The 14161-nt window shown below is 35.9% G+C and carries 9 protein-coding genes; 6 read left to right on the forward strand and 3 right to left on the reverse strand.

Going from position 1 to position 14161, the window contains the following annotated elements; genetic code table 11:
* Nucleotides 1-30: 30 nt before the first annotated feature.
* The 4 genes from cobA (at nt 31) to EZJ43_RS07115 (ending at nt 5656) form a co-directional block, all read left to right on the forward strand.
* Nucleotides 31-825 (forward strand): uroporphyrinogen-III C-methyltransferase, encoded by a 795-nt coding sequence (gene cobA / locus EZJ43_RS07100; RefSeq protein WP_133261984.1) that lies wholly within the window; start codon nt 31-33, stop codon nt 823-825.
* A 173-nt stretch (nt 826-998) separates the two neighbouring features.
* On the forward strand, nt 999-2411 hold the full coding sequence (locus EZJ43_RS07105) for a glycogen synthase (RefSeq protein ID WP_133261985.1): 1413 nt from the start codon (nt 999-1001) through the stop codon (nt 2409-2411).
* An 8-nt stretch (nt 2412-2419) separates the two neighbouring features.
* A complete protein-coding gene (locus tag EZJ43_RS07110; RefSeq protein ID WP_133261988.1) occupies nt 2420-3688 on the forward strand; it encodes a glucose-1-phosphate adenylyltransferase in 1269 nt (422 codons plus the stop codon).
* Nucleotides 3689-3859: 171 nt separating this feature from the next.
* Nucleotides 3860-5656, forward strand: a complete 1797-nt coding sequence (locus EZJ43_RS07115) for a glycoside hydrolase family 15 protein (protein ID WP_133261989.1) — start codon at nt 3860-3862, stop codon at nt 5654-5656.
* Nucleotides 5657-5710: 54 nt separating this feature from the next.
* Here the strand turns inward: EZJ43_RS07115 and EZJ43_RS07120 are convergent, their stop codons facing one another.
* The gene (locus EZJ43_RS07120) at nt 5711-7894 is read right to left on the reverse strand and encodes a bifunctional alpha,alpha-trehalose-phosphate synthase (UDP-forming)/trehalose-phosphatase (protein ID WP_133261991.1); all 2184 of its coding nucleotides are present in this window, start codon (nt 7892-7894) and stop codon (nt 5711-5713) included.
* Between the two features lie 145 nt (nt 7895-8039).
* Here EZJ43_RS07120 and EZJ43_RS07125 point away from each other — a divergent pair, with 145 nt between their 5' ends.
* Both EZJ43_RS07125 and EZJ43_RS07130 read left to right on the forward strand, forming a co-directional pair.
* Entirely contained in the window at nt 8040-8840 is an 801-nt protein-coding gene (locus EZJ43_RS07125; RefSeq protein ID WP_133261992.1) for a helical backbone metal receptor, read from the forward strand.
* Between the two features lie 181 nt (nt 8841-9021).
* Nucleotides 9022-10509 (forward strand): alpha-amylase, encoded by a 1488-nt coding sequence (locus tag EZJ43_RS07130; RefSeq protein WP_133261994.1) that lies wholly within the window; start codon nt 9022-9024, stop codon nt 10507-10509.
* 26 nt (nt 10510-10535) lie between these two features.
* On the opposite strand, the gene EZJ43_RS07135 is transcribed toward EZJ43_RS07130, so the two are convergent.
* Together EZJ43_RS07135 and EZJ43_RS07140 are read right to left on the reverse strand one after the other, a co-directional pair.
* On the reverse strand, nt 10536-11810 hold the full coding sequence (locus EZJ43_RS07135; protein WP_133261996.1) for a type IX secretion system plug protein: 1275 nt from the start codon (nt 11808-11810) through the stop codon (nt 10536-10538).
* A gap of 144 nt (nt 11811-11954) precedes the next feature.
* The gene (locus tag EZJ43_RS07140) at nt 11955-13862 is read right to left on the reverse strand and encodes an ABC-F family ATP-binding cassette domain-containing protein (RefSeq protein ID WP_133261998.1); all 1908 of its coding nucleotides are present in this window, start codon (nt 13860-13862) and stop codon (nt 11955-11957) included.
* Nucleotides 13863-14161: the final 299 nt, after the last annotated feature.

The following is a 14161-nucleotide window of genomic DNA, read 5'->3' on the forward strand; positions in this document are numbered from 1 at the left end:
CGAATTGAAAAACAAAATATACAACTTGTTATGATTTTGAATAAAGTAGAAAAAGCGAACATTGAACCAAGAATTACTTTAGTAGGTGCGGGTCCTGGCGATGCGGATTTGTTTAGTTTAAAAGGTGTTAAAGCATTAAAGACAGCTGATGTTGTTTTGTATGATGCGAATGTAAACGAAGCACTACTTTGTTATGCGCCAGAAGGGATTCCAAAAGTATTTGTCGGCAAAAGCACTGATGATGAAGATTATGCTCAAGATGCCGTAAATAAATTGATCATTGATTACGCTTTAAATTACGGCCATGTTGTGCGTTTAAAAAGTGGCGATCCTTTTTTCTTTGCCAAAGGGTACGAGGAAATTGATGCCGCAGAATCATATAGCATACCTACGGAAATTATTCCCGGAATTTCGAGTGCAACTGGCGCACCGAGTTTGCAAAAAATACCGATGATTTATAAGGAACTAAGCGAAAGCTTTTGGGCAATTACAGGCACAAATTCAAAAGGAGAACTATCAGAAGATTTATACACAGCTGCAAAAACTAAAGCTACAATCGTTATTTTAAACGGAATCGAAAAAGTAGAAGAAATTGCTTCAATCTTTCAAGCAGAGAATAAAGGATTACTTCCTGTTGCGGTTATTCAAAATGGATCTACCTTGGAGGAAAAAATAGAAGTTGGTACGGTAGATACGATCACCGAAATAGTAAAAGATAAAAATATCAGTGCACCGGCTTTATTGGTTTTTGGCGATGTGGTTTCGTTACATCCTAAATTTAATGCCATTAGAGATTTCTACGAAGCGGAAGCCAGAGCATATTAAAATAAAAATTATTTCATTTTTTTCAAAAGCCACGATAGAAATATTGTGGCTTTCTTTTTTTGATAAATATTTTATACTGTGATCACAAATAAATAACCAAAAATTAATTCTGTATAATTTGTAAAAAACAAAACTATTGGTAACTTAACAAAGTTAAAAATACCAAATATTAAATGGAAATTATACACGTAAGCGCCGAATGTTATCCAGTTGCTAAAGTTGGCGGTTTAGCTGATGTAGTTGGCGCATTACCAAAATATCAAAATAGATTAGGCCATTTTGCCAAAGTTGTTGTTCCCGCCTACGATACTAAGTTTGTTAGAGAAAGTGATTTCGAAGTTACTTACGATGCTTGGTCTCAATATGGTAATAACAGCTTTCAATTTAGGGTTTTAAAAGAAAAAACCAATAAACTTGGCTTTGATTTATACATCGTACACATTCAAGGCTTAACAGATCGGCCAAATGTTTACGGTTATGATGATGATACGGAAAGATTTATCGCTTTTCAAATTGCCACTTTAGATTGGATTGCACAGTGGGAACACAGGCCAGATGTAATTCACTGTCACGATCATCATACAGGATTAATTCCTTTTATGATGAAAAATTCGATAAAATATCAGCACTTAAGCAATGTTCCGAGCATATTAACGATTCATAATGCGCAATACCAAGGTCAGTTTGGTTGGGATAAATTGTATTATTTGCCAGCATTCGATTTGTGGAAAGCAGGTTTGTTGGAGTGGGATAAAGATATTAATCCATTAGCATCGGCTATAAAATGTGCGTGGCGCGTAACCACAGTTTCGCCAAGTTATTTGGATGAGATGATGAACAACGCCCGTGGCTTAGAAAGTTTATTACGGCAGGAAAGATGGAAATGTAGTGGCATTTTAAATGGTATTGATACCGAAGTCTGGAACCCAGAAACGGACCCGATGTTGGGTACGAATTTCAACTTAAAAACAGTAGAAAAAGGTAAGCAGGAAAACAAAAACGACATTTGTAATGTTTTTGGTCTAGATGCTTCAAAACCATTGTTTGCTTTTATTGGCAGGTTGGTTGATGAGAAAGGCGCAGATTTATTACCTGATATTTTCTACAGTTCTTTATACAAACACGGAAAAGATATTGGAATTCTCGTTTTGGGATCGGGCGATGGATGGGTAGAAGGAAGATTGAATCAAATAAAAGATAGTTACAAAGGAAATTACAATGTATATATAGGTTACAACGAGGCATTGTCTCATCAAATATACGCAGGAGCTGATTTTTTACTAATGCCATCGAGAGTAGAACCATGTGGTCTAAACCAATTATATTCGCTCCGGTACGGCACAGTACCAATTGTGAGAAGAATTGGTGGTTTAAAAGATACTGTGATAGACATTGGCGATGATGGTTTCGGCATTTGCCACGACCAAACCAATGTTTGGGATGTAACACATGCAATTGATCGCGGACTTCAATTGTTTAATGATAAAAAGAAATTTAAAGCTACCCGTAAAACCATAATGAAAATTGATCATTCATGGGATAAGGCTGCTAATAATTATATAGAGCTATACCAAATATTAAAATAATTGTAAACATGACAGATAAAGTTTTAGGCGTAATTCTTGGCGGTGGTCAAGGATCCAGATTATCTCCACTAACACAAACCAGATCAAAACCTGCAGTGCCAATTGCTGGAAAATACAGGTTGGTAGATATTCCAATTTCAAATTGTATTAATTCTGGCATTCATCGCATGTTCGTTTTAACGCAGTTCAATTCGGCTTCTTTAAACACACACATTAAAAATACTTATCATTTTAGCCATTTTAGTAAGGCATTTGTCGATATTTTAGCCGCAGAACAAACTCCAGATAACCCTACTTGGTTTCAAGGCACAGCCGATGCAGTAAGGCAATGTTTACCTTATATTGTTGCACACGAAACGGAATATATTCTTATTCTTTCTGGCGATCAGTTGTATCAAATGGATTTTGCCGACATGGTAAAAAATCACTTAGATTCTGGTGCCGAAGTAACCATTGCTACAATACCAGTAACCGCAAAAGATGCTACAGATTTTGGTATTTTAAAAACAAACGACGAAAATGTTATTACCTCGTTTACTGAAAAACCTAAAACTGGGTTGGAGGATTGGATTTCGGATACCGGCCCAGTTATGCAGGCCGAAGGAAGAGAGTTTTTAGCTTCGATGGGAATATATCTTTTTAATAAGCAATATTTAATCGATATTTTAAGCAACAACCCAACTGAAAAAGATTTCGGTAAAGATATTTTGCCACGAGCGATCAACAATAGCAAAGTTTTGAGCCACCAGTACGAAGGTTATTGGACCGATATTGGTACTATTTCATCTTTCTTTGAAGCAAATTTGGGCTTAACAGACGAAATTCCGAAATTTGATTTATTCGATAATGCCCATGCAATTTTTACTAGGGCAAGAATGTTGCCACCTTCTAAAATATCGGGAACTACTTTAATTAAGGCAGTAATAGCCGAAGGTTGTATTATTAACGCCAATAAAATAGAACACGCGGTTTTGGGTATTCGAGCTCGTATTGGAAAAGATACCGTAATTCAAAACTGCTATGTTATGGGTAGCGATCGCTACCAAAGGTTAGAAGAAATTGAAGAAGAAACCAATGCTGGTAAACCGCTTATAGGTATTGGCGACAGATGTTTTATCAATAATGCTATTCTTGATAAAAACTGTAGAATTGGTAACGATGTAAAAATTAATGGTGGTGATCATTTAGCGGATGGAGATTTCGAACTGTACGCTGTTAAAGATGGTATTGTAGTTGTTAAAAAAGCCGCAATTTTACCTGCCGGAATGGAAATATAGTTCATCAAAATAATAAGTTTAAAGCCCGAAGCATATTGCACTTCGGGCTTTTTTTATAAGCTGTAATTTAAATTTTTAAAGATTTAATAGAACAGTTTTTTACTGTAGGTAGATTAATCGGAACATTTCTTTGTGTAATTTGTTTAAAAAGTACACAATACAAAATTGCTCATGACAGATAAAAAACACCTCTATAAAACTGGAATAATTGGAAACTGTGCTTTCATTGCACACGTTAACCTCAATACTGATATTTCTTGGCTTTGTTGGCCAAGGTTTGATAGCTCTTTCGTTTTCGGAAGTTTATTAGATAAAACGAGAGGAGGGGAGTTTACCATAAAACCCGAAGGTGACTTTACAACAAATCAATATTATATCGAAAATACCAATGTTTTGCGAACAGAGATAACAGCTGATGATGGCACTTACCGAATCACGGATTATGCGCCTCGATTCCACATGAACGAGCGGTATTTTAAACCTTTAATGCTTATCCGTAAAATAGAGCCCTTAGTTGGCAGTCCTCGTATTAAAATAAAATGCGAGCCGGTTTATAATTATGGTAAAGATAAAATGAACCTCAATCTTGGTAGTAACCACATTCACTTTTCTGGTGCCAACCAAGATATGCGTTTATCAACAGATGTATCTTTAAACTACATTATCGATGAGAAATCGTTTGTACTGAATGAGCCAAAATATATCATACTAACTTGGGGGTATGAATTGGATGCCCCAATTGTGAGCACTGCAGAAAATTTTCTTCGAGAAACCATCGCTTATTGGCGTTTATGGATTAAGCATTCTTCCATTGCGAGTTTCCATCAAAGTTTGGTTATCCGCTCCGCTCTCGTTTTAAAAATACATCAATACGAAGATACAGGCGCATTTATTGCGAGTAGCACAATGGCATTACCCGAATCGCCAGGCAGCACCAGAAACTGGGATTACAGATATTGTTGGTTAAGAGATTCTTATTACGTACTTACATCGTTAAACCATATTGGGCATTTCGAAGAGATGGAAAAGTATTTCAATTATCTTTCGGATATTACTCAAAGGGAAGATATCAGGTACCAACCTTTATATAGTATTACAGGGGAAAGAAAAATTACCGAAGAAATTTTAGATAATTTGGATGGCTATATGGGCGAAAAACCCGTACGACTTGGTAACCAAGCGTATGAGCATATTCAAAATGATATTAACGGTCAAGTGTTGATTTCCATGTTACCTTTATATACAGATCAAAGGTTTGTTTTTTCTGAAAGAAGTGATTCGATTAGTTGGATTGAAAACGTTTTGAGTAAAATAGAACATTCTATTGATGAGAAAGATGCTGGTATTTGGGAGTTTAGAAATATTGCTAATGTGCACTGTTACAGTAACCTATTTCAATGGGCAGGCGCACATGCTGCTTTAAAAATGGCTCGAAAAATTGAAAATAAAAATTTTGAAGCTAGAGCTTTAATTCTAATTGATAAAGCAGCAGCACATATAGAAGCTTGTTACGATCCCGAAAGAAAAGCCTACAATACCGGTGTTGATGTGCCATATTTGGATGCAAGTACTTTGCAGTTGATTATTATGAACTATTTAGATCCAAATTCTGATCGCGCAAAAGACCATTTAAAGGCATTAGAAGCCGAATTGAAAACCGAGGATGGTTTGTTCTACCGCTACTTACATGCGGATGATTTTGGGAAACCAAAAACGACTTTTCTAATCTGTGCCTTTTGGTATGTAGAAGCATTGGCTTGCGTTGGCAGAATTGATGATGCCATAAAAGAATTTGAAAACATCATTCCGTATTGCAACCATTTAATGCTTTTTAGTGAAGATGTTGATGCGAAAACGGGAAGTCAATGGGGTAATTTTCCTCAGGCTTACAGTCATGTTGGCTTAATGAATGCAGCATATCGAATAGCGACCAAATTGGATAAACCTATATTTTTTAATGATTTGTAACACAAAAAAAAGCTCCTGATTTTCATCAGGAGCTTTTTTGTATTTGCTTTTTAACTAGGCTTTACCTGCTACAGTAAACGAAGCCAACATTTTCCTCACTTCAATATAATCGTTTAAATAATACTTCGCTTCAGAAATATTATTACCCACCTTAATGGTTATTGCATGTTCATCCAATGCTCTAAAAATATCTTCGTCGGTATGGTCATCGCCAATGGCGAAAATAAAATCAGCATGTTTATCGTGTAACCAATTTAACGCTGCTTTTCCTTTATTAACTTCTATGTTTTTAAACTCAATAACCTTATTACCGGGCATTAACTGTAATCCTTTATCGGTAGCCAAAACTTTAAGGTTACTTGCAATTTCATTCGCTCTAAGTTCGCCCAATCCTTCATCCGCTTTGCGGTAATGCCAAACTAACGAGTAGCTTTTTTCTTCGATAAATGAACCTGGTGTTCTATCAGTATAACCTACAAGTAATGCTTTAATTTCTTGTTTCCATTGGTCGGTTAATAATGGCAAACTGGCCCATTCTCCATCTTGATTTTTTTTCCACGCACCGTGTTCGGCTATCATATCAACTTTTAAGTGACCAAACCATTTTTCTAATGTTTCGTGTTTTCTGCCACTAATAATTACAATTTTATTTCGCTCATCAGCAGTTAAATCGGTTAATAAGGTGTACAGTTCCTCATCGGGCGATGCGTCATCAATATCGCCGGCAAAGCCAACTAGCGTTCCGTCGTAGTCTAAAAATAAAATTCTACTTTCTGCGCTCGCATATTTCTTTAAAATTAAATCTTTGGTTTCGCTAACGGCGTAATTTGTTAGCAATGAGTTTTGAAATTCTTTCACTTCGTTTAGTTTTGTCATAAAATTATTTACCCAATGTTTTACATTAAATTTTTGTACAATATCACGCATGGCGATCATTCGTATATTTTGTTCGTTAATTGGCATCGTAAAAGCCTGTACAATTGCATCCTTTATATCGCCAATATTGTTTGGGTTAACAATTATTGCGTCGGCCAGTTCTTTTGATGCGCCGGCCATTTCGCTTAAAATTAAAACACCATCATTGTTGTTTCTAGTTGCAACGTACTCTTTACTTACTAAGTTCATACCATCGCGCATTGGTGTAACTAAGCAAACATCGGCGGTAGAATAGAATGCAGAGAGTACCTCAATTGGAAATGAACGGTAGAAATAATTAATCGGGTTCCAATCTACATGCCTGTATTTAGCGTTGATATTGCCAACAAGTTGATCTATTTTTTCTCGTAATTCTGCATATTGTGGTACCAAATCTCTAGATGGAACCACAACCATATACAAAGTTACTTTGCCTAAATACTCTGGATTTGTGGTTAATAAAAGATCGAAAGCCCTAAGTCTTTCTACAATTCCTTTGCTGTAATCAAGGCGATCAATCGATAAAATAGTTCTTAAATTATTTCTTCTGTTGATGTTAAAATCGTCAACTTCTTTTTTTACAGATGCTGATTTTGCAAGCTCAGAAAATTTTTCAAAGTCAATTCCCATCGGGAAAGGTTCTATCACAATTTGTCGTTCTTTGTTTAGAATTACATTTGATGACGAAGTAACTGGTAATAACCGTGTTGCAGTGCTTATAAAATGCCTTACATCATCATGCGTATGAAAACCGATTAAATCAGCTCCAATTAAGCCATTTAAAAGTTCTTCCCGCCAAGGAATTAAGCGGAAAATTTCGTAAGATGGGAAAGGGATATGTTGAAAAAAGCCAATTGTGGATTTGGGTAAACTTTGATGTAAAATATTTGGTAACAACATCAGTTGGTAATCCTGTACCCAAATTTTATCGCCCTTTTGTGCGATTTTTAAAACAACATCGGCAAATTTTTGATTTACAGATTGGTAACTTTCCCAATAATTTTGGTGATAATGGGCGTAAGTAACAAAATAGTGAAAAATAGGCCATAAAGTCTCGTTAGAAAACCCTTCATAATAAAGGTTAATTTCTTCTTGAGTTAAAAAAACAGGGTATAAATTTATTTCTTGTAGCTTGTCAATAACCTCTTGTTGCCGCTCTTCAGGAATTTCCATTCCTGGCCAACCAATCCAAATAGAGTTACCTGATTTGTAAACATCGGCTAAACCAGTTGCAAGTCCGCCTTCGCTTGGGATAAAATGGTATTCATTATTTTCTTCAATAATTTTAACTGGTAAACGGTTAGATACGATAAGAGTTTTCATGAATTTGTTTGGAGATATACAATATAACTACGCTCACATTCCTAAATTGTTTTAATTTTTTTGGATGTAAGAACCAGTTCGCCCTAAAAAGGCAGTGAATTTAGCCTAATATAAGCTTTTAAAAATAACCACTTATATTTGGCCTATGCAAAGATCATTTACAGACCAACTGGGTAGAGAAATAGCAATTAATTATCCACCTAAAAGGATAATTTCTTTAGTACCCTCGCAAACAGAATTGTTGTTCGATTTGGGGTTGGATTTGGAAATTGTCGGCATTACAAAATTTTGCATCCACCCGATTGATAAATTTGCAAGTAGAACGAAAATTGGAGGTACGAAAAAACTAGATTTAGATACAATTCGCAATTTAAAACCCGATTTAATTATCGGCAATAAAGAAGAAAACTTACAAAGTGATATTGAGTTATTAATGGAAGAATTTCCGGTTTGGATAAGCGATATCAATAATTTGGAAGAGGCTATGCTTACCATAAATGAAATTGGCACTTTGGTAAACCGAGCTCCAGAAGCCAGTTATTTAAACCATTTAATTGATGCGGGGTTTAAAGATTTGCAAACTCTGGCAAAAACAGCCCTTTTCGGGGGATTGGGAGCAGCGTACTTTATATGGAGAAAACCTTATATGGTTGCCGGTCGAAATACTTTTATTGATGATATTTTGAGGAAAATTGGCTTAAATAATGTAATAGAGGAAGTTAGGTATCCCGAAGTTACGCTATCAGCATTGCAACTTATCAAACCGGATTTTGTTTTTTTATCGTCAGAACCTTATCCATTTGCACAAAAGCATATTGAAGAAATGCAAAATGAGTTGCCGAATGCAAAAATTATACTGGTAGATGGCGAGATGTTCAGCTGGTATGGAAGCCATTTGGTTAAAGCTGTTCAATATTTTTTCGAATTTCAAAAAGAACTTTGTTAAATAATAAGTTAGGCCATAAAACTTACTATATTCAATTAGATACTAACATTTTACTTTACGATTGCAACTGATTTAATTGTTTTTAATTAAGCCAAACCCATTTTCTTCGACAGAAAATATTTTCTGTTTTTCCCGAAAACAATTTTAATTTCATGATGTTTATCTGCTAAATATTTATTTAATGCAGAACCAAACCCTTATCCAATTTTTCCATTGGTATTATAACGAAGAGCAAAATTTATGGACCAAAGTTGCAAATGAAGCAAGCCATTTAAAAGAAATTGGTGTAACATCAGTTTGGCTTCCACCAGCTTATAAAGGCAGTGCCGGCGGTTATTCGGTTGGTTACGATGTGTATGATTTGTTTGATATGGGCGAGTTCGATCAAAAAGGCAGCACAAGCACAAAATATGGTTCTAAAGCCGAATATCAAAAAGCTATTGAAGCATTGCACAAGCAAGAAATTGGTGTTTTGGCCGATGTTGTTTTTAACCATAAAGCCGGAGGCGATGAATTGGAGAAAATTACGGTTAGAACGGTAGATGAAAACAATAGAACAAAATTTACTAGCGATAAATTCGAGATTGAGGCTTGGACAAAATTTACTTTTCCTGTTAGAGGCGAGCAATATTCTAATTTTATTTGGGACCATCATTGTTTTAGTGGCGTAGATTGGGCAGAAGATTTAAAGCAAACTGCAATTTATTCCATCCAAAATTTTGAAGGTGAAGGTTTTGAAGAAGTGCCGTCAACCGAGTTGGGCAATTACGATTATTTAATGTTTAACGACATTGATTTTAGAAACAACGCAGTACGAGATGAATTAAAATATTGGGGAGAATGGCTGGTTGATAATTACAAAGTTGATGGCTTTCGATTGGATGCGGTGAAACATATTAGTCCTGATTTTATTATTGATTGGATTGACCATTTAAACACAAAATACAATCGCAAATTCTTTATTGTAGCAGAAAATTGGGACATTACAACCACTGCGGAGCAAGAAGAATATATTAAAATAACGCAAGGCCGAACACAAATTTTCGATTCGCTTTTACACCATAACTTTTATTTGGCAAGTCACGATGCAAATGGTTTCGATATGCGAACTATTTTCGATAATACGCTTGTTCAAATTACGCCAGAGCTTGCGGTAACTTTTGTTGATAACCACGATTCGCAACCTTTGCAAGCGTTAGAAAGCTATGTAGATTTTTGGTTCAGACCTTTAGCTTACGCAATAATTCTGCTCAGAATGCAAGGCATACCATGTTTATTTTTTACTGATATTTATGGTGGAATATATGACGATAAAAACAAACAGGGCGAAGATGAGCATATACAACTTGTACCCATAGAAGTGGTAGAGGTAATGAGTAAATTACGCGCCAGTCATGCTTATGGTTTACAACGCGAACATTTTGATCATGGTAATTGCGTTGGTTGGACACGAGAGGGCGATGATGAGCATGAAAATAGTGGCTTGGCTGTGCTCTTAAGTACGGGCGACGAAGGTTTTAAAAGCATGGAAATAGGGGAGAAATTTGCTGGAAAAACTTTTATCGATGCTTTAGGAAATAGGCAGGGCGAAGTGGTTATTGACGAAAATGGTTGGGCCGAATTTCATTGTAATGCAGGAAGCGTTTCTGTTTGGGTATTAAATGTTTAGGGCTTGCAGATTTGGCTTTGCAAAGTTTATCTCTTATCGTTAATTCTATTGCTAATATTTGCAAAGCCTATCAAACTTTCCCAACGTGCACCGGGTTTTCGGTAATAAACGAAAATTTGGTAGGCATTTTCTGTTTCGAAGAAAGCGCCTTCAAATGGTCGAGAACTTACAGTACTGGTTGTACGATCTAACCAAACGTATTCGTAATCGTATAATCCTTGTTTTAGTAAAATGTTGCCGTAAAACTGTCTTCGGCTTGCATCGTACAACAATTTGTTTTCCTTGCTTAAGTTGTAATTATTAAATCGACCAACCACAAAAGCATCGCCATCATTAGAAGGTGGCGGAGAATTTAGCGTAAACAGTACGCCTGTGTATTCCGCTTCCGTTCGATCATCCCTTCCGTCGGTATTTCTAACATAGAAATTACCATTTTCGTCGTACTGATTTGCAAAAGCATTTGTATTCCGCGATGGATCATTAAAAAGCATCACATTTACGGCTTCGCTATCGCGATAAATATCACGAACGTTATCGCCTTTAAACCGCAAACTTCGCGTATCAAATTTTCTAAATTCATTATCTCCCCAAAAATCATTGGTGGTTAAATCATTAAAAATTAATTGGTTTTGCTTGATAAATGATGGTCGGGTATTAACTTGTATGGTGTTTGAATTAAAATTTTGCATTACTACGGCTTTCAAATCTTGGTAAGGATTTGAAATTGGAAAGGTATGGTTAATGGTAAAGTTTATTTTTTGTTTAGCATTCCTGTTTTCTACCTGCATGGAGTTTGTAACCTCAGCAATTACGCCAACTTGGTTATCTACAACAAAAAAACGCTGAGATATAACTGGTTTTTTTAAATCGCCATCTTCATAAACCTTTAATAAATAATTGCCCCCAATTTTAGGTTTTATCTGGTAATTTGGCAGTGTGAGCTGATAATGTGTGTATTTTCGAGTGGTATTGATTGAGTATCGGTAATCAATTATTCTATCATCGCTGAAACTTTCTAAATAATCAATGGTTGATAAATTGGATGATTTCCATTCGGATGTGCAATGTTCTATGGTGTACCAATAGTTCTTAGTTCCGGCAAGTAGGTCGTCAAATCCGAAAAGTAAAGTTTCAGATGTGTTTAAATTAAGTACAGGAAGGCTTTGTTCTTTATTACTATTGTAACAAGTTACTGTTTTTATGTTGGGTAGGTAAACTTTGTTTTCGTAAACGAAATTGTTTGCCTGACCGAAAGTATTTACAGATATGAAAAGTAAAATGACTGCGACTAGTTTTTGCATGCATAAAAGTAGGAAAAAAGTCTGAAAGTCGGGAAAGTCCGGAAGACGGGAAAGTCGGGAAGTCCGAAAGTTGGGGTATAAAAAAAGTCCGAATTTATGTTACCATATCTTTCGGACTTTCCGACTAAAAACTTTGCGACTATTTTATCCGCCAAGTTCCATAATTTCACTAGCTAAATCTTCCCATTTATTTTGGTGGTTATCTAAATCGTTTTTTGTGGCTAAGTAACGTTTGTTGGCTTCAGCTAATTTATCGGCTTTTCCATAAACATTTTCATCTGCCAACTCTGCCTCAATGCTCTTAACAGATGCCTCTAAATCAGCAATTAAAGTTTCTGTTTTTTTTAACTCTTCGTTCAGCTTTTTTAGCTGATTTGCGGAATTGGACGTAACTGGTTTTGGTTCTTCTTTAACTTTTTCTGGCATTTTAACCGGAATAGGCTTCGCAATTGGAATTACCCTTTTACTGTTCCATTCTTCGTATTCGGCATACGTGCCTGGGTATTGTTTAATTTGTTCTTCTTCGATAAACCAAATTTTATTGGCAACATTATCTAAGAAATATCTATCGTGAGAAACTGCAATAAAAGTACCTTCAAATTGCTGTAAAGCTTGAATTAAAATATTAACCGATTGAATATCCAAGTGATTGGTTGGCTCATCCAAAATCAAAAAGTTCGAATCTGTTGTTAAAGATTTTGCCAAAGCCACGCGAGATTTTTCACCTCCTGAAAGCACTTTAATTTTCTTGAAAACATCATCTCCCGTAAATAGGAAACAACCTAAAATGCCACGTAATTCTGTATCGGTATGTTTAGGGGCAAATGCCTGTAATTCCGATAAAATTGCATTGTCTAAGTGTAGAGATTCCAACTGGTGCTGCGCAAAAAATGTAGTGGTTACATTATGACCCGTTTCGCAAAAACCTTCAAATTTTTCAGTTCCGGCAATCATCCTCAATAAGGTAGATTTACCTTTACCATTCGCACCGATCAAAGCAATTTTGTCGCCTTTTTCTATTACGGCTTCTGCATTTTGCAAAATATGCACATTTGGATAATGTTTGGTCGCGTTTTCAATGCGTACTACATGTCTGCCAGATGGTTTAGAGAATTTGAAAGCGAAGTTAACCGTTGGGTTATCGTCATCAACATCATCAACACGTTCCATTTTATCTAAAGCTTTCATCCGCGATTGCGCCATTTTTGCCTTAGAAGCTTTCGCCTTAAAACGTTCAATTAAACGCTCTTCCTGCTTAATTTTAGCCTGCTGATTTTTAAATTCTCCTTTTTGGATTTCGCCACGTAAAGATTTCTCTTCTACATAAAACGAATAATTACCTGCGTAAACGTTCAGTTTGCCCTTGCGAGATTCTACCGTACGGTTTACAATTTTATCTAAGAAATATCTATCGTGAGATACAATTACAATTGCACCTTCAAAACCCATTAAATAGTTTTCTAACCATTTAATCGATGGTAAATCCATGTGGTTGGTTGGCTCATCCAGTAGTAAAATATCTGGTGTTTGCAATAAAATTTTCGCCAACATTACCCGCATCCGCCATCCTCCAGAGAAAGTATTCAGAGGACGTAACTGATCAGCTGTGCTGAAACCTAAGCCAGCTAAAATCTCATTAGCGCGGTATTCGATGTTGTAACCGTCTAAAGCTTCAAATTCTTGTTGCTTATCACTCAGTTTATATAAAACCTCTTCGCTGTAATCGGTTTCTATCTTTCTAAGCAATTCTTCAATTTCATCATACAATTGGTTTTGGCGCTCAAAGGCTTCCATGGCCACGTGCAAAATGCTATGGTGCGAATCGTAAGAAAGTAAGTCCTGGTTCAAATAGCCTATTTTTAAGTCTTTCGACATAGAAATAGAGCCAGAACTTGGTGCATATTCGCCTACAATTATTTTTAATAGTGTAGATTTTCCTGTACCGTTTGCGCCAATTAAACCCGCCCTATCGCCTGGTTTAATGTGCCAGTTCGCATCGTCGTATAAGGCTCTTGAGCCAATCAGGAATGTTAAATTATTTATTGAAATCATTTCGCTGCAAAAGTACGATTTTTTAGGCTTTTTTTTATGTCAAATTTAAATAGAAATTAAGCAGTTATTTATTGGTTTTTTAGTGGATTTGGAAAGCGAGAACAGTTGCTTCTTTTCTTGTGTCTTCCTGCTGTACGCTAAAGCCTCGGAAAAAGCTCGGGCTACCGCTTCCATCCCTTAGGTTTGAAAAAGATTATCAAAGGCTTAAATTTGATAAGGAAACCTTAAAAGCAGAGGTGAACTATGCTGCAATCCAGACTTAAGATCTAGAACCTGTAACAGACCTCTGCTTTCTAGTT

The sequence above is a fragment of the Pedobacter changchengzhani genome (assembly GCF_004354365.1).
In the GTDB taxonomy this organism is placed as follows: Bacteria; Bacteroidota; Bacteroidia; order Sphingobacteriales; family Sphingobacteriaceae; genus Pedobacter; species Pedobacter changchengzhani.

Coding starts and splice junctions, on each gene's coding strand:
- cobA (WP_133261984.1), top strand. CDS start 31: ATGATTTTGAATAAAGTAGAAAAAGCGAACATTGAACCAAGAATTACT.
- EZJ43_RS07105 (WP_133261985.1), top strand. CDS start 999: ATGGAAATTATACACGTAAGCGCCGAATGTTATCCAGTTGCTAAAGTT.
- EZJ43_RS07110 (WP_133261988.1), top strand. CDS start 2,420: ATGACAGATAAAGTTTTAGGCGTAATTCTTGGCGGTGGTCAAGGATCC.
- EZJ43_RS07115 (WP_133261989.1), top strand. CDS start 3,860: ATGACAGATAAAAAACACCTCTATAAAACTGGAATAATTGGAAACTGT.
- EZJ43_RS07120 (WP_133261991.1), bottom strand. CDS start 7,894: ATGAAAACTCTTATCGTATCTAACCGTTTACCAGTTAAAATTATTGAA.
- EZJ43_RS07125 (WP_133261992.1), top strand. CDS start 8,040: ATGCAAAGATCATTTACAGACCAACTGGGTAGAGAAATAGCAATTAAT.
- EZJ43_RS07130 (WP_133261994.1), top strand. CDS start 9,022: ATGCAGAACCAAACCCTTATCCAATTTTTCCATTGGTATTATAACGAA.
- EZJ43_RS07135 (WP_133261996.1), bottom strand. CDS start 11,810: ATGCAAAAACTAGTCGCAGTCATTTTACTTTTCATATCTGTAAATACT.
- EZJ43_RS07140 (WP_133261998.1), bottom strand. CDS start 13,862: ATGATTTCAATAAATAATTTAACATTCCTGATTGGCTCAAGAGCCTTA.